20 protein-coding genes are annotated in these 17,386 nt (G+C 66.5%); 9 read left to right on the top strand and 11 right to left on the bottom strand.

The annotated features are described in order from the left end of the window. Positions 1-14: 14 nt before the first annotated feature. Both ACZ9J7_RS16920 and ACZ9J7_RS16915 read right to left on the bottom strand, forming a co-directional pair. Entirely contained in the window at positions 15-1,022 is a 1,008-nt protein-coding gene (locus tag ACZ9J7_RS16920; protein WP_476211034.1) for a DUF808 domain-containing protein, read from the bottom strand. A gap of 96 nt (positions 1,023-1,118) precedes the next feature. Beyond that, positions 1,119-1,556 carry a VOC family protein gene (locus ACZ9J7_RS16915; protein WP_476211033.1) on the bottom strand — a complete coding sequence of 146 codons (438 nt, stop codon included), beginning with the start codon at positions 1,554-1,556 and terminating at the stop codon, positions 1,119-1,121. 150 nt (positions 1,557-1,706) lie between these two features. Here ACZ9J7_RS16915 and ACZ9J7_RS16910 point away from each other — a divergent pair, with 150 nt between their 5' ends. Further along, positions 1,707-1,907, top strand: coding sequence for a three-helix bundle dimerization domain-containing protein (locus ACZ9J7_RS16910; RefSeq protein ID WP_476211032.1), 201 nt, complete (start codon positions 1,707-1,709; stop codon positions 1,905-1,907). A gap of 51 nt (positions 1,908-1,958) precedes the next feature. Here ACZ9J7_RS16910 and ACZ9J7_RS16905 read toward each other — a convergent pair whose 3' ends face one another. After that, positions 1,959-2,522, bottom strand: a complete 564-nt coding sequence (locus ACZ9J7_RS16905) for a dihydrofolate reductase family protein (protein ID WP_476211031.1) — start codon at positions 2,520-2,522, stop codon at positions 1,959-1,961. 127 nt (positions 2,523-2,649) lie between these two features. On the opposite strand from ACZ9J7_RS16905, the gene ACZ9J7_RS16900 reads away from it, so the two are divergent. The 4 genes from ACZ9J7_RS16900 (at position 2,650) to ACZ9J7_RS16885 (ending at position 5,728) form a co-directional block, all read left to right on the top strand. After that, positions 2,650-3,582 (top strand): hypothetical protein, encoded by a 933-nt coding sequence (locus tag ACZ9J7_RS16900; protein ID WP_476211029.1) that lies wholly within the window; start codon positions 2,650-2,652, stop codon positions 3,580-3,582. Positions 3,583-3,722: 140 nt separating this feature from the next. Further along, positions 3,723-4,373: a biotin transporter BioY gene (locus ACZ9J7_RS16895; RefSeq protein WP_476211027.1), complete on the top strand. Its 651-nt coding sequence runs from the start codon at positions 3,723-3,725 to the stop codon at positions 4,371-4,373. A 3-nt stretch (positions 4,374-4,376) separates the two neighbouring features. Continuing rightward, positions 4,377-5,108 carry an energy-coupling factor ABC transporter ATP-binding protein gene (locus ACZ9J7_RS16890; RefSeq protein WP_476211025.1) on the top strand — a complete coding sequence of 244 codons (732 nt, stop codon included), beginning with the start codon at positions 4,377-4,379 and terminating at the stop codon, positions 5,106-5,108. Continuing rightward, on the top strand, positions 5,105-5,728 hold the full coding sequence (locus tag ACZ9J7_RS16885; RefSeq protein ID WP_476211023.1) for an energy-coupling factor transporter transmembrane component T family protein: 624 nt from the start codon (positions 5,105-5,107) through the stop codon (positions 5,726-5,728). The genes ACZ9J7_RS16890 and ACZ9J7_RS16885 overlap by 4 nt, the downstream gene beginning before the upstream one ends. Positions 5,729-5,750: 22 nt before the next feature. On the opposite strand, the gene ACZ9J7_RS16880 is transcribed toward ACZ9J7_RS16885, so the two are convergent. Next, on the bottom strand, positions 5,751-6,971 hold the full coding sequence (locus ACZ9J7_RS16880; protein WP_476211021.1) for a thiolase family protein: 1,221 nt from the start codon (positions 6,969-6,971) through the stop codon (positions 5,751-5,753). Then, positions 6,934-8,340, bottom strand: coding sequence for a class I adenylate-forming enzyme family protein (locus ACZ9J7_RS16875; protein WP_476211019.1), 1,407 nt, complete (start codon positions 8,338-8,340; stop codon positions 6,934-6,936). Before ACZ9J7_RS16875 ends, ACZ9J7_RS16880 begins: the two co-directional genes overlap by 38 nt. 57 nt (positions 8,341-8,397) lie before the next feature. Between ACZ9J7_RS16875 and ypfJ the strand changes: the two genes are divergently transcribed. Then, positions 8,398-9,279 (top strand): KPN_02809 family neutral zinc metallopeptidase, encoded by an 882-nt coding sequence (gene ypfJ / locus ACZ9J7_RS16870; RefSeq protein WP_476211017.1) that lies wholly within the window; start codon positions 8,398-8,400, stop codon positions 9,277-9,279. A 137-nt stretch (positions 9,280-9,416) separates the two neighbouring features. Here the strand turns inward: ypfJ and ACZ9J7_RS16865 are convergent, their stop codons facing one another. Genes ACZ9J7_RS16865 through ACZ9J7_RS16840 form a run of 6 tightly spaced genes read right to left on the bottom strand, consistent with a single transcriptional unit; the run spans position 9,417 to position 14,486 of the window. After that, positions 9,417-9,749, bottom strand: coding sequence for a metal-sulfur cluster assembly factor (locus tag ACZ9J7_RS16865; RefSeq protein WP_110543073.1), 333 nt, complete (start codon positions 9,747-9,749; stop codon positions 9,417-9,419). A 12-nt stretch (positions 9,750-9,761) separates the two neighbouring features. Then, entirely contained in the window at positions 9,762-10,556 is a 795-nt protein-coding gene (sufC, locus tag ACZ9J7_RS16860; RefSeq protein ID WP_476211014.1) for a Fe-S cluster assembly ATPase SufC, read from the bottom strand. Positions 10,557-10,598: 42 nt separating this feature from the next. Then, positions 10,599-10,955 (bottom strand): non-heme iron oxygenase ferredoxin subunit, encoded by a 357-nt coding sequence (locus ACZ9J7_RS16855; protein ID WP_476211012.1) that lies wholly within the window; start codon positions 10,953-10,955, stop codon positions 10,599-10,601. Positions 10,956-10,975: 20 nt separating this feature from the next. Next, on the bottom strand, positions 10,976-12,217 hold the full coding sequence (gene sufD, locus ACZ9J7_RS16850) for a Fe-S cluster assembly protein SufD (RefSeq protein ID WP_476211010.1): 1,242 nt from the start codon (positions 12,215-12,217) through the stop codon (positions 10,976-10,978). Further along, entirely contained in the window at positions 12,217-13,680 is a 1,464-nt protein-coding gene (gene sufB, locus ACZ9J7_RS16845) for a Fe-S cluster assembly protein SufB (RefSeq protein WP_476211008.1), read from the bottom strand. The genes sufD and sufB overlap by 1 nt, the downstream gene beginning before the upstream one ends. Further along, positions 13,680-14,486 carry a helix-turn-helix transcriptional regulator gene (locus ACZ9J7_RS16840; protein WP_476211007.1) on the bottom strand — a complete coding sequence of 269 codons (807 nt, stop codon included), beginning with the start codon at positions 14,484-14,486 and terminating at the stop codon, positions 13,680-13,682. Before ACZ9J7_RS16840 ends, sufB begins: the two co-directional genes overlap by 1 nt. 157 nt (positions 14,487-14,643) lie before the next feature. Between ACZ9J7_RS16840 and ACZ9J7_RS16835 the strand changes: the two genes are divergently transcribed. Genes ACZ9J7_RS16835 through ACZ9J7_RS16825 form a run of 3 tightly spaced genes read left to right on the top strand, consistent with a single transcriptional unit; the run spans position 14,644 to position 17,328 of the window. Further along, the gene (locus tag ACZ9J7_RS16835; protein WP_476211005.1) at positions 14,644-15,612 is read left to right on the top strand and encodes an ABC transporter ATP-binding protein; all 969 of its coding nucleotides are present in this window, start codon (positions 14,644-14,646) and stop codon (positions 15,610-15,612) included. Further along, entirely contained in the window at positions 15,609-16,376 is a 768-nt protein-coding gene (locus ACZ9J7_RS16830; protein ID WP_476211003.1) for an ABC transporter permease, read from the top strand. The genes ACZ9J7_RS16835 and ACZ9J7_RS16830 overlap by 4 nt, the downstream gene beginning before the upstream one ends. Before the next feature lie 7 nt (positions 16,377-16,383). Continuing rightward, positions 16,384-17,328: a COX15/CtaA family protein gene (locus tag ACZ9J7_RS16825; protein WP_476211001.1), complete on the top strand. Its 945-nt coding sequence runs from the start codon at positions 16,384-16,386 to the stop codon at positions 17,326-17,328. Positions 17,329-17,386: the final 58 nt, after the last annotated feature.

Genomic DNA, 17,386 nt, shown 5'->3' with positions numbered 1-17,386 from the left:
GGATACGGCAGCCGTCAGGCCTGGTGTTCGTCGGCCCCACTGTTCGTGGCGGGCGCGGCAGGCTCGCTGTGGCCGCCTTTTGCCTTGCCGAACGGCAGCACCTTCAGAAGCGGGTTCACCACCGTGAGGACAATGAGGCCCCAGGCGAGCCCGACGACGGTTGAGCAGAGGGTGTCGACGAGCCAGGCCAGGAGACCACCGACGACGGCAACGCCGGCCACCGGGTGCTCAATCGCATGGACCAGGTCATAGGGTGCGTGCCAGCCGAGGTCGTGCGCGCCCTGCAGCATGATGTGGCCGCCGACCCAGAGCATGGCAATGGTTCCCACGAACGTGATGGTAGCCAGCACGGCCGGCATTCCGGTGACCAGCAACCTCCCGAGGCGCTTGGAGCGGGGAGACTCCTTGCCCGCCAGGTGCACGCCGATGTCATCCATCTTGACGATGAGTGCGACGGCCCCGTAGACGAGCACCGTGATGGCGAACGCCACCAGGACCAGGATGAATGCGCGGACCCAGATGGACTCCGTGGCCACCTCGTTCATGGAGATGACCATGATCTCGCAGGACAGGATGAAGTCGGTGGTGATGGCGCCCTTGACTACCTTGGCCTCGGCATCGTGCCCGCGTTCCACCGCCGGAGCTTCGTCCTCCTCGTGATGGCCTCCGCGGAGCTTGTGCCAGACCTTCTCGGCCCCCTCGTAGCAGAGGTAGGTGCCGCCGAGCATGAGAATGAACGGAATGATCCAGGGGATGAAGGCGCTGATGAGCAGCAGGGCGGGCAGGATGATCAGGAGCTTGTTGCGGATGGAGCCCCAGAAGATTTTCTTGATCATCGGCAGTTCACGGGACGGGTCCGCACCTGAGACGTACTGCGGGGTGACCGCGGCGTCGTCGATGACGACGCCGGCCGCCTTTGCACCTGCCTTGGCGGCACCGGCTGCTACGTCATCCACCGATGCTGCCGCGATGCGGGCCAGGGCCGCCACGTCATCCAGAAGGGCTACGAGGCCGCCGCTCACAGACGGCCCCCGAGGGTCTTGAGGTCAGGGCGTTGAGCATTGAGGGCTGGGTGCGTGATGGGCATGTTCGGAGTATATTGCAGCCCGCCAGCGGGCTCAGCGCTTTGTCAGGTCCTCGGCCAGCATCACGATGATGCCGCTTGGTCCCCGGACGTAGCTGAGCTTGTAGGCGTCCCCATAGGTTGCCACGCCGCGCAGGGGGTGGCAGCCGTGCCTTGCGGTGATCTCCAGGGCCTGACCGATGTCGTCGACGGAGAAGGCAACGCGGTGCATTCCGATCTCGTTGGGCAGGGTGGGCTCGGTCTCGATCGCGTCGGGGTGGATGTATTCGAACAGTTCGAGGCGGCCGGCTCCGTCCGGGGTCTGGAGCATGGCGATCCTGGCGTGGTTGCCGTCCAGGCCGACGGCGGTATCAGCCCATTCCCCGCTCACGGTCTGCCGGCCCAGCACAGTGAGCCCGAGGTCGGTGAAGAAAGCGATGGCGGCTTCCAGGTCGCGGACCGCGATGCCTACATTCTCTAGTTTGATCGGCATGGGCCACACGGTACCAAGCCGGATTGCCCCGGTCGAGGACTGCCCTCTTTTTGAAGTCAGCAATGTGCCGCACCGCGTCACTGGACATTTCTCTCGACGTCCTTAATACTCGATGGACTAGCAAAGATCGGCTTCGAAGAAGAGGTGGGCATGGACCGCGGCGAGGAACAACGTGCGCTGATATCCGTCATCAACACGCTTGCGGGCAAGTTTCCCTGCTGTTCCCGGAGAGACGTCGAGGACGCCGTCTGCGAAGAATACTCGGCCTTCAACGCCGGGCCCGTGCGGACCCTGGTGCCCATGCTTGTGGAACGTGCTGCTACCAGGCGTCTGGAAGGTGGACTGCTGTAAGGGTGCTTCCGGCATCAATGGGTTGCGGCCCTGCTGGTTAATCGCGGGAACTCAGAGCCTGGTCTGGTACCTCGCCATGACTACGCCATTGGGAAATACCCGTGTGTCCGCCAAGGCCAGGTTCACCCAGTTGTCCAGGGCGGTGAAGAAGGGTTTGCCGCCGCCCACCAGGACCGGATGGGTGACGGTCACGTACTCGTCGATCAACCCGGCCCGCATGGCCGCTGCGGCGAGCGTGGCTCCCCCTATATCCATCGGGGCGCCGTCTTCGCCCTTGAGACGGGTGATCTCGGTGATCGCGTCGCCGGTGACCAGGCGGGCATTCCAGTCGACGGTGCTGAGGGTCGAGGAGAACACCACCTTCGGCATGTCCCGCCAGCGTTGTGCGAACTCGATCTCCGCCGGGGTCGCGCCAGGCTGCTGGTCGGCGGTGGGCCAGTGCGGGCTCATGGTCTCCCAGAGCCTGCGCCCGTACAGCGCCAGGCCCGTCGCCGCCACCCGGTCGGACCACCACTGGAACAGCTCGTCACCCGGCACGCTCCAGCCAAGGTCGTCGCCGGGTGCGGCGATGTAGCCATCGACGCTCACGTTCATGGCAAAGGTCAGCTTACGCATGGCGCCAGTGTCCCCCGGGTCCGTAGTCGCTGTACAGACCAAGATTCCCCGCCGGAGCGCGCTGGAAATCCCGACGATCCTTAGACTGGCCCTTTCGACCCGTCCCGGACCCAGAGAGGGAGTAATGGTGGGTATCTTCAAGAGGAAATCCCCGGAGGTGGAGACGCCCGACTCCGCCCTGACATTTTTCACGCAGTCCAAGGCCAACGAGTTCCGGGTCATCGCCCGCGAAGTCTTCGCCGGGTCGGGTCTCGAAGTCCAGATCCACCCTGGCCATGCCGTCGACGATTCCGGACGTGAATTCGGCTTCTGGAACATCGGGGCCATTTGCCATCAGCAGCCCCAGTCCGCGTGGCGCGGCTTGATCGCCGACCACCTTCAACGCGTATTGGCGAGCTTTGAGGCCCCCGATCCATTTAGCCTCCTGTCCCCTCAGGACGTACAGAGCCGGACCTTCGGCCGCCTCTACGATGAGGCCGGCATCCCGCGTATGGACAGCTACCCGCACAGGGAGTTCGCACCAGGCATCGTCGAGATGCTCGCCCTCGACCTTCCAGATACCGTTGCGGTCTTCAACCATGACAACGCGAAAAGGTTTGGTGGTTGGGAAGCCCTCCAGGGACAGGGCCTTGAAAACCTCCGCAGCCTGGAAACCGAACAACTCGAAACCCTTCCAGTACCCGGAGGGGGCACCTTCAGTGCGCTCCTGGGTGAATCTGTCTACACCGCAAGCCGCGCCCTGCTTCTGCCCGGTTTGGCCAGGGACCTCACGGGCCAGCGCACTGTAAAAGACTTTGGGTGGCTGATGAGCCTCCCGAACAGGCACCAAGTTGTCTGGCACATCATTGAGGATGCCACCGTCATCCCTGTGCTTAACGGAATGGCCCGCTTCACCATGCTGGGCTACGCGGATGCGGCCGGGTCGGTGAGCCCGCACGTCTACTGGTGGAACGGCACGGGCTACGAGCAACTTACCTATGTGCGCGACGACGGCACACTCACGGTGCACGTCAGTCCAGGCTTCCAGGCCGTGCTGAGCTCCGTCACAACGGACGGATAAACGCGGCGCGGCCCCCTTTGTGCCTACCCGAAAGCACCCACACCCTACCTTAGTAGGACCCCTACAAAATGGTCACCGTTCCGCCCCGGTAGCGTCGGCTGTACATTAGATTCCGCTTGTACAACCCCGACAGGACCGCCATGAGCAGCACTGATACCAACACCACGCAATCCGGCCAAACCGGCCGCAGCCGCTGGAACGGGACCGACCTTGGCCTGATTGCCGTCTTCGCCGCCCTCGTGGCCGGCGCCGCACTGGTGCCCGGGCTGGCCCTGAACGGCTTCGGCGTCCCCATCACCTTCCAGACCCTGGCCGTGATGCTCACCGGCCTGGTGCTGGGTCCCGCCCGCGGATTTGCCGCCGTCGGGCTTTACACCCTCGTGGGCCTCGCTGGTCTGCCTGTCTTCAGCCAGGGCCGCAGCGGCCTGGCCATCCTTGCCGGGCCCTCGGCCGGCTACATCATCGCCTTCCCCATCGCCGCCGCGGTGGTGGGTTGGCTGGCCACGGTGGTCATCCTGCGCACCACGAAGGCCCGCGCCCTGTGGTTCTTCCTGGCCGCAACGGTCACGAGCGTGATCTTCGTGCACACGCTGGGCGTCCTGGGAATTGCCCTGAACTCCAAGGCCACCCTGGAGCAGGCCTTCCTCGGCGACCTCATATTCTATCCGGGGGACATCATCAAGAACCTCCTTGCCGCCGCCGTCGCCGTCGCCCTCCACCGGGCCTTCCCGGACGTCCTGGTCCGCCGCGTCCGCCGCCGCACCCAGCCCGCCCAAAGCGCCCAGGGATAATGCATGCCGGCAGTAACGTTTGACCAGGTGGGTGTCGCCGTCGAAAGCGAGAACTCCCCGCAGCCCAAGGTCCTGCTGGACGCGGTGAGCCTCAGGCTGGACGAAGCCCGGGTGGGCGTCATCGGCGCCAACGGATCGGGCAAATCCACGCTGCTGCGCCTGATCAACGGACTCATCCAGCCCTCCAGCGGCACCGTCACGGTCGACGGCGACGACACAGTGGGTGCCGTCCGGAAGGTCAGGCGCAACGTGGGGTTCGTCTTCACGGATCCCCTGTCCCAGCTGGTGATGCCCACCGGCCGGGAAGACGTGGAATTGTCCCTGCGCCGCTCAACAAAGAACGGTGCGGAGCGTCAGCGGCTGGCAGACAAAGCCCTCGAACGCCTGGGCCTGCTGCACCTGGCGGACCAAAGCATCTATGAACTGTCCGGCGGTGAGCGGCAGCTGATGGCGCTCGCCGCCGTGCTGGCAGTGAACCCCCGGGTGCTGGTGCTGGACGAGCCCTCCACCCTCCTGGACCTGCGCAACCGCGAGCTGCTCCGCAGGACGCTGGCGCACTTGGACCAGCAAATCATTATGTCCACCCACGACCTTGACCTGGCCTTGGACATGGACCGGGTCCTGGTCATCGACCAGGGCCGCGTGGCCTTCGACGGCGCCCCGGCGGACGCCGTGGCAGCCTACCGCGCATGGTGCCTCCAGGGCCTTGACGCCACAAGGCGGGATTCCACATGAGGGGCCACGGCTTCCTCCTGGCCAACTACGTGCCCGGGACCTCACTGGTACACCGGGCACCGCTGGCGCTCAAGTTCCTCCTGGTCATCGGCTGTGGCCTGCTTTCCTTCCTCATCGTGGACTGGCGCATCTCCGGGGTGATCCTGGCCCTGCTCTGCGGCCTGTTCCTCGCCACGGGCGCGGGGGCCAAGCGGCTGTGGCACGCCGTCCGCCCACTGGCCCCCGTGCTCCTGCTCATTGGTCTCTTCCAGTGGTGGCAGCTTGGCGGACCCACAGCGGGCCGGATCGTGCTGAACATCCTGGTCTGCGTCGTGGCGGCATCCCTGCTCACCGCCACCACGCCGATCCAGCGGCTCCTGGACGGCGTGGTCCACCTGGCGCGCCCCTTCAAAAGGTTTGGCGCCGATCCCGAACGCTTCGCCCTGACCATCGGCATCATGTTCCGCAGCATTCCCTTCATCGCGGGCACCTTCGCTGACGTGCGCGACTCCGCCAAGGCCCGGGGACTGGAGCGCAACCCCCGTGCGCTGGTCCTGCCGGTCTTCATCACGTCCGTGGCCTACGCCCGCCAAACAGGTGAGGCGCTGGCCGCCCGCGGCTTGGGCGAAGCGGAAGACTGACCGGCCCGGACGCCAGGCGGCGTTACAGCCGCCGGTACTCCAGGAGCGCCGCCGTGCCCATTCCACCGGCCATGCTGATCATGGCCAGCCCCAGGGCGCCCTCGGTGTCCGCCCGCCGCGCCTGGGCCAGCAGCCGGGTCACCAGCACGGCACCCGACGCACCGTAGGCGTGCCCCAGCGCCAGCGCCCCGCCATCGAGGTTGACCCGGCCCGGATCGATCCCCAACTCATCGAGGCACGCGAGGGTCTGCGAGGCGAACGCCTCGTTGAATTCCACCAGGTCCAGCTCGCCGGCTTTCACGCCTGCGGCGGCCAACACGCCATTGGCAGCCGGAACAGCGCCCATCCCGAGCACCTGCGGAGCCACCCCGGCGGTTCCGGTGCCGCGCACCAGCAGGCCATCAGGCACCCCCAGTTGGCGCGCCCGCGCCAAGGACGTTACGACGACGGCGGAGGCCGCGTCCGCGTCAAAGCAGGAGTTTCCGGCGGTAACGGTTCCTCCCGGCACGAAGGCGGCCGGGAACCGTGCCATGACAGCAGGGGTCAGGCCGGCCCGTGGGCCGCCGTCCGACGAGACGGTCCCCGCAGGCGTCTCCAGCGGCACGAGTTCGTCCGTGAAGCGGCCGTCCCGGATGGCAGCGAGGGCTTTCCGGTGGCTGGCCAGCGCGAAGTCATCCTGGCGTTCCCGGGAAACACCGTACTCGTGGGCCACCGTTTCCGCGGCCACTCCCATGTCCGGGTCCCCGAAGCTGTCCGGCACAAACTGGGCGCGGCGGTAGAACTCGGGGCCGCCGTCGTCCGTCCTGTGGGCCCGCAGGGGCGCGGTACTGGTGCTTTCCACTCCCCCTGCCAGGTAAAGCGGTCCGCCGCCGGCCGCCACCAGTTGTGCGGCAAGGACGATTGCATCCAGGCCTGAACCGCACTGCCGGTCAACGGTGATTCCCGGCACGCCGGCCGGCAGTCCCGCTTCCAGCAGGGCAAGCCGTGCAACGTTCCCGCCCCCGCCCACGGCGTTCCCGATAACAACGTCGGTGACGGACGCGGGGTCAAGCGCCACCGCAGCGACCAGTTCCCGGAGGACCGGAGCCAGGAGTTCGTGGGCGCGCAGGCTCCGCAGGCCACCGTTGACGGGGCAGACCGGGGTCCGTCTCGCGGCGATGATGACCGGCTGCCGTTCGGGCGGCAGGAGGTCCGGCGGCTGGACGTCAGGCGCCAAGGGCACGCACCCTGGGATCGCGGGCATTGATCCACTCCAGCAGGAGGTCCCGGCTGACCTTGCCGCGGTCCGTGGTGGGCAATTCCTGGAGCAGGTAGTACTGCAACGGCCGCTTGTGCCGCGACAGGATATCCTCCAGGCCCGCCCGCAGTTGGGTGGCGCTGATTCCACCGTGGGACGGCACCACGCCGGCCACCACGCGCTGGCCGCGCAAATCATCCGGCATCCCGGCAGCAACAGCTGCCGAGACCCCGGGGACCGCCGCCAGCGCCAGCTCCACCTCATGCGGGTAGACGTTCCGTCCCGCGGTGAGGATCATGTCGGCGCGGCGGCCTAGGATGTGCAGCCCGCCGTCCGCCAGGTAGCCCTGGTCGCCCACCGTGTACCAGTCGCCGAAGCACCGCAGCGCTTCGCCGTCGTCGCCCCACAGGTAGCCGTTGCTTACCATGCCGCTGCGGACGCAGATGTTGCCGTAGCCGCCGACGGGGACCGGTGCGCCGTCGTCATCCAGGATCCGGACGTCGACCCCGGGAAACGGCCGGCCAATTCCGGTGCCGCCGGCGGTGGCAGCCTGGCCGGGCGCCAGTCCCAGTCCGGAGACGAAACTCAGTTCAGAGGCGCCGTAGTACTCGTAGATAGTGGCATTCGGCGCCCAGCGGCGGGCAGCTTCAAGGGTGCGGGCGTCAAGCTTCGAACCGGCGCAGATGATGGTCCGCACGCCGGAGGCATCGACGCAACCGGTCATGCCGCGCTCGCTGAGCATCCGCAGCATGGTGGGCACCAGGACCAGCCGGGTGACGCGGTCGTGGGTGATGGCCGCGTGGACGTCGCCGACGTCGAACGTCTCCAGCGTCTGGAACTCCGAACCGGCGTACAGGCACTCGGCCAGGGCGTAGAGGTTCAGGCTGGCGGCCAGCGGACCGGGCGCCAGGGTCACGTCATCCTGCCGGAGCCCAAAAAACTCGATCGACGCGTCGAAGGATTGCTGCCAGGACCGCCGGGAGCGGGTGAACGCTTTGGGCACAGCCGTGGTTCCGGAGGTGAGGCCGACCAGGAAGGTGGATGCCGCCGGCCCGTCGGCCAGCCCGTCGTCCGGAGACACCGGTGCGGGGTCGGCGCACGCCTCCACCCGCCGGACAATGTCCTCCTGCAGGCCCACGGGCCACGCCGGATCCAGGACGGCGCATTGCCGGCCGCCTGCCACGGCGGCTGCGAAATTCACGGCAAAGTCCACGGAATTGGGCTCAGTGAGTGCCGTGACGGATTTGGTGCCGGCCACCTTTTCTGCCGCGGCGTCCCGCAGCTGCTCCCAGTCAAGGCGGCGTCCGGCGATCACGACGGCGGTGTCGTGCGGCCGCTGCCCGGCCCAGCGCTGGAGCTTGTCGAGGAAAGGCACGGACCAACTTTACCGGCAGGGCAGATTGAGCGCCCGGCCCGCGGGTAATGTGACGTTATGAGTTTCAATGACAACGTGCAGCTTGATCCCTCCCAGGTCCAGGACCGCCGGGGCATGGGCACCGGCGTGAAAGTCGGCGGCGGCATCGGCGGCGGCCTGGTCCTGCTCGTTGCCATCCTCCTGGGAATCAACCCCAACATGCTCGGCGGACTGGTGGACGGCGGCTCGACGGGACAGTCCCAGGGCACCGCACCTGCGTGCAGCACCGGCGCGGACGCAGACGCCCGCCTGGACTGCAGGATTACGGGCACCGTCAACAGCCTTAATGCGTTCTGGCCCGGTTACCTGAAGCAATACAAGGTGCAGTACCCCCGGCCGGAGGCGGTCATCTTCAGCGGCGGCACCAACACCGCATGCGGTGCCGCGACCTCAGAGGTGGGCCCGTTCTACTGCCCAACGGACACCACGGCGTACTTCGATCCCGGGTTCTTCCAGGAACTCGTGGACCGCTTTGGGTCCTCCGGCGGCCCCCTGGCGCAGGAGTACGTGGTGGCACACGAGTTCGGCCACCACGTCCAGAACCTGCTCGGTGACCTGAAGCGGGCGCAGCAGGATCCGCAGGGTCCGGAGTCCGGTTCCGTGCGGACCGAACTGCAGGCTGACTGCTACGCAGGGCTGTGGGCCAAGTACGCGTCCACCACCCCGGACCCGGCCACAGGGCAGCCGTACTTGGAGCCCCTCACCCCGCAGGATGTGAACGACGCATTGTCCGCCGCCGCGTCGGTGGGTGACGACCGCATCCAGAAGGCCGCCACGGGCCGTGTCTCCCCCGAAGGCTGGACGCACGGCTCCAGCGAGGAACGCCAGCGCTGGTTCTCGCGGGGCTACCAGTCCGGCGACATCAACCAGTGCGACACGTTCAGCGCCGCAACCCTCTAGCCCTATCGATTGCTCCGTAGCGGCCTTTTTGGCACCCCAAAACGGCAGTTACGGAGCAATCGACGAACCGACGACGACGGCCGGTCACCTTCGCTGAGAAGGTGACCGGCCGTCGTCGTACTTAAAGCGGTGGGGACTTAGATGTTGAAGCCGAGGGCCCGCATCTGGTCCTTGCCGTCATCGGTGATCCGCTCGGGGCCCCATGGCGGCATCCATACCCAGTTCAGGCGCCAGTCGTCCACGACGCCGTCCAGGGCCTGGCCCACCTGCTCCTCGAGCACGTCGGTGAGCGGGCAGGCGGCGGTGGTGAGGGTCATATCGATCAGGAGCGCGCCGTCCTCATCGGAGTACTTCAGGCCGTACAGCAGCCCGAGGTCCACCACGTTCACGCCAAGCTCAGGATCGATGACGTCCTTGAGCGCCTCTTCGACGTCCTCCAGGGCCGTGCGGCCCGGCTTGATTTCGGTCATGACAAGTCCTAACTAGGCCTGTACTGCGGCCTCGGCCGCGATGGTAGCTGCGCCGGCGCCCTTTGCGTAACGGTCGTAGCCTTCTTCCTCGAGACGGTCGGCCAGCTCGGGGCCGCCCTCCTCGACAACCTGGCCGTCCACGAACACGTGGACGAATTCAGGCTTGATGTAGCGCAGGATACGCGTGTAGTGGGTGATGAGCAGCGTGCCCATGTTGCCCTCGGAGTGTGCGCGGTTGACGCCCTCGGAGACGATCTTCAGCGCGTCGACGTCCAGGCCGGAGTCGGTCTCGTCCAGCACGGCGAACTTGGGTTTGAAGAGCTCCAGCTGGAGGATCTCCACCCGCTTCTTCTCGCCGCCGGAGAAGCCTTCGTTGACGTTGCGCTGGGCGAAGTCGGCATCGATGCGCAGCTTCTCCATGGCGTCCTTGACGTCCTTGGTCCAGGTACGCAGCTTGGGTGCTTCGCCGTCAATTGCGGTCTTGGCGGTGCGCAGGAAGTTGGTCATAGTGACGCCCGGAACCTCTACCGGGTACTGCATTGCCAGGAACACGCCGGCGCGGGCGCGCTCGTCAACGCTCATGGCCAGTACGTCTTCGCCGTCCAGGGTGACGGTGCCGCTGGTGACGGTGTAGCGGGGGTGCCCTGCAATCGTGGAGGCAAGGGTGGACTTGCCCGAGCCGTTGGGGCCCATAATGGCGTGCGTCTCGCCGGTCCTGATGGTCAGGCTGACGCCCTTCAGGATCTCCTTGGTGCCCTGCTCCGTGTCAATGCTGACGTGCAGGTCCTTGATCTCAAGAGTTGACATGCTCTTCTTTCTTTTCGCTCGTAAGTCTGGTGCTGCGGGCGCTCAGTAATTGTTTACTGCTGCGCCGTTCAAAACGTTGGTGACGTCCACGTAGACGTCGTCGCCGTCGAGTTCGACGGCGAACACCGGCACGGGATCGTAGGCGGGGAGCTGGAGCGGCTGGCCGCTGCGCAGGTCGAACTGGGAGCCGTGTCCCCAGCACTCGATGGCGCAGCCTTCCACGTCGCCCTCCGACAGGGAGATGTCCGCATGTGAGCAGGTGTCACCGATGGCGTGGATGTCCCCCATCGAGTCCCGGACCACGGCTACTGGATGGCCGTCCACCAGGATGCGCAGCGCCTGCTTGACCTTGATGTCATTGGCGCTGCACACCAGCTCACCCTTGGGTTTGCCGCTCATACGTTCCTGCCTGCCTGTATCTAGTAGTCGATTGCCGTGAGTTCGCGTTCCACAGCCTCGGTCAGGCGCTCTTCGAGGGCCGGGACCTTGATCTGCTGGATGATCTCGTTCAGGAAGCCGCGGACCACCAGCCGGCGGGCAACATCTTCGGGGATGCCGCGGGCCATCAGGTAGAACAGGTGCTCGTCGTCGAAGCGGCCGGTGGAGCTCGCGTGGCCGGCACCCTGAATCAGGCCGGTCTCGATTTCGAGGTTGGGCACGGAGTCCGCGCGGCAGCCGTCGGTCAGGACCAGGTTCTGGTTCTTCTCGTAGGAGTCGGTGCCTTCGGCCTGCTTTTGGATCAGCACGTCGCCTACCCAGACCGTGTGCGCACCCTTGCCCTGCAGCGCGCCCTTGTACAAGACGTTGGACTTGCAGTTGGCTACGTTGTGGTCCACGAACGAACGGTGCTCCAGGTGCTGGCCGGCATCGGCGAAGTAGAGGCCGAGGAGCTCAGCCTCGGCTCCTTCCCCGGCGAACCGGACGTTGGAGTTCAGGCGGACGATCTTGCCGCCAAGCGTGACGGCGATGTGCTTGTACACGGCGTCCTTGGCGACCTCGGCGTCATGCTGCGCCAGGTGCTTGGCGTCGTCTTCCCACAGCTGCACGGAAACGACGGTGAGGTGGGCGCCTTCGCGGACCAGGACCTCGACGTTGCCGTTGTGGTCTGCGGTGCCGTCGTGCTCGATGATCACGACGGAGCGGCTGTTGGCTCCGGCTTCGATCACGACATGGGAGTTGGTGCGGCGGCCCGCGCCGTTGCCGGTCAGGACCAGTCGAACCGGAACGTCCAGCTCGGCGTTCTCCGGGATGGAGATGAGCCGGGCTTCCACGGCGTTGGCGGAAGCCACGACGGCGGCACGGTCGGCCGGCACCAGGGTGGCACCGCGGGGGGCCTCGCCTGCGCGGAGGGTCCGCTGCACCACTGTTGCGGGCGCTTCTACTGAAACGCCCAGGGCACCGTCCTCGGACGGGGCGTCGGACAGGAGGTTGGCCATCTCACGGACCGGGGTGAACCGCCATTCCTCTTCCCGGCCGTTGGGCAGGGCGAAGTCGGCCACGTCATGGCTGGTGAGCCGCTCGGCGCGGGAGGCCATGACCTGTGTGCCGTGGCTGTGGTGGCGGTCCACCTTGGAGGCGACGAGGTGCTCGCCTTCCTCGGTGAAACCGGCAATCGAAGGAGCGCCGATGCGCGCCTTTTCGGTAGTTGCTTCGGCAGTCATTAACCGACGGATCCTTCCATCTGGAGTTCGATGAGGCGGTTCAGCTCAAGGGCGTATTCCATGGGCAGTTCGCGGGCGATCGGCTCAATGAAGCCGCGCACGATCATGGCCATGGCCTCGTCCTCGCGCATGCCGCGGGACATGAGGTAGAACAGCTGCTCCTCGCTGACGCGGGAAACGGTGGCCTCATGTCCCAGCTGGACGTCGTCCTCGCGGATGTCGATGTACGGGTAGGTGTCCGACCGGGAAATGGTGTCCACCAGGAGGGCGTCGCAGCGCACTGTGTTGGCGGAGTGCTTGGCTCCTTCACGGATCTGGACCAGGCCGCGGTAGGCTGCACGGCCGCCGCCACGGGCCACCGACTTGGAGACGATGGAGCTCTTGGTGTTCGGCGCGATGTGGACCATCTTGGAGCCGGTGTCCTGGTGCTGGCCTTCGCCGGCAAACGCGATCGAGAGGGTTTCGCCCTTGGCGCCCTCACCCACGAGGTAGACGGCCGGGTACTTCATGGTGACCTTGGAGCCGATGTTGCCATCAACCCATTCCATGGTGGCGCCTGCTTCGCAGACGGCGCGCTTGGTCACCAGGTTGTAGACGTTGTTCGACCAGTTCTGGATGGTGGTGTACCGGACGCGGGCGCCCTTCTTGACGATGATTTCCACCACGGCGGAGTGCAGGGAGTCCGAGGTGTAGATCGGCGCCGTGCAGCCTTCGATGTAGTGGACGTAGGAGTCCTCATCGGCGATGATCAGGGTCCGCTCGAACTGCCCCATGTTTTCGGTGTTGATGCGGAAGTACGCCTGCAGCGGGATGTCCACGTGGACGCCCTTGGGCACATACACGAAGGAACCGCCGGACCACACCGAGGTGTTCAGCGAGGCGAACTTGTTGTCGCCCACCGGGATGACCGTGCCGAAGTACTCCTGGAAGATCTCCGGGTGCTCCTTCAGCGCGGTGTCGGTGTCCAGGAAGATCACGCCCTGTGCCTCGAGGTCCTCGCGGATCTGGTGGTACACAACCTCGGACTCGTACTGGGCGGCAACACCGGAAACCAGGCGGCTGCGCTCGGCTTCCGGGATGCCCAGCTTCTCGTACGTGTTCCGGATGTCCTCCGGGAGGTCTTCCCAGGTGGCAGCCTGCTTCTCGGTGGAGCGGACAAAGTACTTGATGTTGTCGAAGTCGATGCCGGAGAGGTCTGCACCCCAGGTGGGCATGGGCTTGCGGTCGAAGTACTTCAGGCCCTTGAGGCGGAGGTCCAGCATCCATTCCGGTTCGCTCTTCTTGGCCGAAATGTCCCGGACTACCTCTTCATCGAGACCACGCCGTGCATTGGCGCCGACGTCGTTCTTGTCGGCCCAGCCGTACTCGTAGTTGCCGATGCCGTGGAGCTCGGGATTCTTTTCCAGAATCTCCGAGATCACAGTGTTTTCGGCTACTGCTTTCTCTGATAGTTGGTCCGTCATCACGGCCTTTCTTGCTGATGGTTGGTTACTTCGTCCAGGCGGGCGGGGGCTGCCGCCGGCGCGGTGGCCGGCCTGGCAGACAGCCTGCCTGTGGGAATGTGGGTGGTGCAGACGTGGCCACCACGGGCCAGGGTGGAGAGCCGGCGTACGTCCACTCCCACCAGCCTTGAGAAGACTTCGGTTTCGACGTCGCAGAACACCGGGAAGCGGGCGGCGAGCTGCTGGATGGGGCAGTGGCCCTGGCAGAGCTGGACGCTGGAGAGCGCCGCGGGCAGGGGTGCCTTTGCCTCGATGGAGGCGGCGGAGGCCACGAAGTTGTCGCGGCTCAGCGCGGCTGACAGTGCGGTGGCGCGGTCCCTGATGTCCGGTCCGGCCTGCTCTATTTCCGGGGCATAGCGCCGTTCCATGTCAGCGAACCGTTCTTCGGCGAATGCCCGTACGGCGTCGGGACCGGCCACCTTTTGCAGCTGTTGGAGTGCAAGGGCTGCAATGTCCAGGTAGTCGTTGCCCAGGCTGGACTGGCCCTGGGAGCTGAGGACGTAACGTCGTGCGGGGCGACCGGCGCCGGCTCCCGGCTTGGCGAGGCGCTTGACCTCGATGACTCCGGCCCTGGAGAGGTGGTCCAGGTGGCGCCGTACAGCGGCCGGGGTGAACCCGAGCATGTCTCCCAGTTCGGCGGCGCTGACAGGCCCGTGTTCCAGGACGGCAGCGAGGACCCGGTCCCGGGTGCGCTCGTCAGCGTCTGCTACAGGACCGGACGGAGCGGGTCCCGGCCCGGCCACAGGCACAGCGGTAGCGTTGGTCATGGAATACACAACACAATCATGTCGTAATTTAGTCCCGCACTCCAGTAAGGGCAGGCTGACCTTGGCTCCGTACGGAAAATGACTCCCAGGCAGTTTCCAGGGGCTCCGCCCGAGCGGGCCGGACGGCACTGAATACTACATCCCGTAGAATACTGTGGTGCGATCCCCCCAGTCCCCCGTCCTGTCCATCCATGGGCTCATCAAGGACGTAGGCCCCCTTTCCAGCCTGGACGGAAAGATGCTCAGGGTTGTCAGTGGCGTCTCCCTCATCGCCGAGCGCGGGCAGGTCACCGCGCTGCTGGGCGCAAACGGAGCCGGCAAGACCACCACGCTGGAATGCGCCCAGGGCCTGCAGAAACGTACCGGCGGCAGTATCTCCCTGCTGGACCAGGACCCGGCCACCGCAGGCGCTGACCTGCGCTCCCGCGTTGGCGTGATGCTGCAGGACGGCGGGCTCCCGCCGTCGGCACGGCCCATCCCGTTGTTGCGGCATATCGCCGGCCTGTACGCCCGCCCCTGGCCACTCGAAGACCTGGTGGGCAGGCTGGGGATCGATACCTTCAGCCGGACCAGCGTCCGCCGGCTTTCCGGGGGCCAGAAGCAGCGCCTGGCACTGGCCGCAGCCTTGATCGGCAGGCCCGAAGTCCTCTTCCTGGATGAACCCAGCGCCGGCCTTGACCCGCAGTCCCGGCAGCTGGTGTTCGACCTGATCGCCGAGCTGCGTGACGGCGGCATGGGAATCATCCTGACCACCCACCTCATGGACGACGCCCAGCGCCTTGCGGACTACGTGTACATCATTGACGGCGGCCGCAACGTCGCCGAAGGCACCGTCCAAGAGCTCCTGCAGCGCAGCCCGGTGGCGGACCAGGCCGACGAGCATGTCCGGACCCTGGTGTTCGAGGCACCCGCCGGGCTGGACCTGGCTGCGGTGCTCCCGGACGACGTCGATGTCTCCGAATCCCGCGCCGGCAGCTACGCCGTCACCGGTGCCCTCACACCTGGCCACCTCTCCGCCCTGGCCCAGTGGTGGGAAGCAAAGGGCATCATGCCGGCATCGATGAGCCTCCAGGCGCGTAGCCTTGAAGACGTCTTTCTGGACATCTCAGGAAAGGAAATCCGATGAGCACCGCAGCGATCCGGGAGACGCAGCAGCCCGCGTCCCTGCTGCGCCGCGTCCTCCTGCAAGGCAAATACGAGGCACTGACCATGCTGCGGAACGGCGAGCAGCTGATCCTGGCCGTGGTGTTGCCGCTGCTGGCACTGGTCGGCCTGACGGTGACGCCCTTCCTGGACGGTATGGGCTCCAGCCGCATCAACGTTGCCGTTCCGGGGATCCTCGCCCTGTGCGCCATGTCCACGGCTTTCACCGGCCAGGGCATCGGCACCGGCTTCGACCGCCGCTACGGGGTGCTCCGGTTCCTGTCCACGACGCCCCTGGGCCGCGGCGGCCTGATCGCCGGCAAGGTCCTCTCGGTCCTGGCCGTCCTGTGCCTCCAGGTGGTGGTGGTGGGGCTGGTTGCCCTGGCGCTGGGCTGGCAGCCGACGGCGTCGGCCTGGCTCCCCGGCCTTGCGCTGCTTGCGCTGGGCGCGGCGGCATTCACCGCGCTGGGGCTGCTGGTGGCCGGAACTGTCCGGCCGGAAGCGACGTTGGCGATCACCAATCTGTTGTGGATCCTGCTCGGAGCCATGGGCGGCATCGTCATTCCGGCGGAAAGACTGCCCGCCGCGGCGCAGGCCGTTGTCCATTTCCTGCCTTCCGGCGCCCTCGGGGAATCGATGCGCGCCGCTTTTCTGGGCGGGGCCGTGAACGGCGGCGCCGCCCTGATCCTGCTGCTTTGGACCGTCATTGCCGGAGCCGCAGCCATCCGTTGGTTCAAGTGGAATTGAGATAATCGTGACCACGGCTTCACGCCTCCCCCAGATTGCCGGCCGCCTGGCGTCGCGGCTCCCCCGCACGGTGGACGCCCGCATCCGGCGCCTCGCCGTTGCCTCCCTGATCGGCCAGACGCTCCTGGTTGTCACGGGCGGGGCCGTCCGCCTGACGGCGTCAGGCCTTGGCTGCCCCACCTGGCCCCGCTGCACCTCGGACTCGATCATGAACACTCCCGAGATGGGCATCCACGGCTTCATCGAGTTCGGCAACCGGCTCCTGACCTTCGCGCTGGCCGCCGTGGCCGCGCTCATGCTGGTCTACTTGTGGAACCTGCGCAAGGAACGCAAGGACCTCTTCCTGCTGGCCCTCGGACTGCTCGCCAGCATCCCGGCCCAGGCCGTCATCGGCGGCGTCACCGTGCTTACCAACCTCAATCCGTGGGTGGTGGGCCTGCACTTCCTGGTGTCGATGGCCCTGGTGGTGTTCTCCACCCTGCTGGTGAACCGCGCCTTCGGCCGGACCGGCCGCTTCCCCGCAGGCCGACCCGCCCAACTGCCGCCCGTGCTGCGCCCGGTGACGGCCGCCGTCGCGCTCTTCTCCGCAGTGGCCGTGATGCTCGGCGTGGTGGTCACGGGTGCGGGTCCGCACGCGGGTGACGCCGATGCTCCCCGCAATGACCTTGACTGGGACCTGTTCTCCCACATCCACGCCGTACCGGCCTACCTGGTTACCGCGGGAACGGTGGTGGCGCTGGTGCTGGTCATCCGGCGGCGCATCACTGGCCCCTTCCGGACGGCGGTCCTGATGCTCCTGGGAGTCACCGTCCTCCAGGCCATCATCGGTTTCACGCAGTACTACAACGGCATTCCCGCGTTGCTGGTGGCGGCCCACATGCTCGGCGCGGCCCTGCTCATGGCAGCATCGACGAACGCCTGGGACATCGCCCGGTCCAGCACGCTGAAATAGCCCAAGCCGCGCCAGGCGCCCCGGTCCAGTCCAGGACCGGGGCGCCTTCACGTCTTAA

It is taken from the genome of Pseudarthrobacter sp. TE9888, assembly GCF_056279345.1.
The sequence above is the reverse complement of the archived record's forward strand: the minus strand, read 5'-3'. Positions and strand labels throughout refer to the sequence as shown.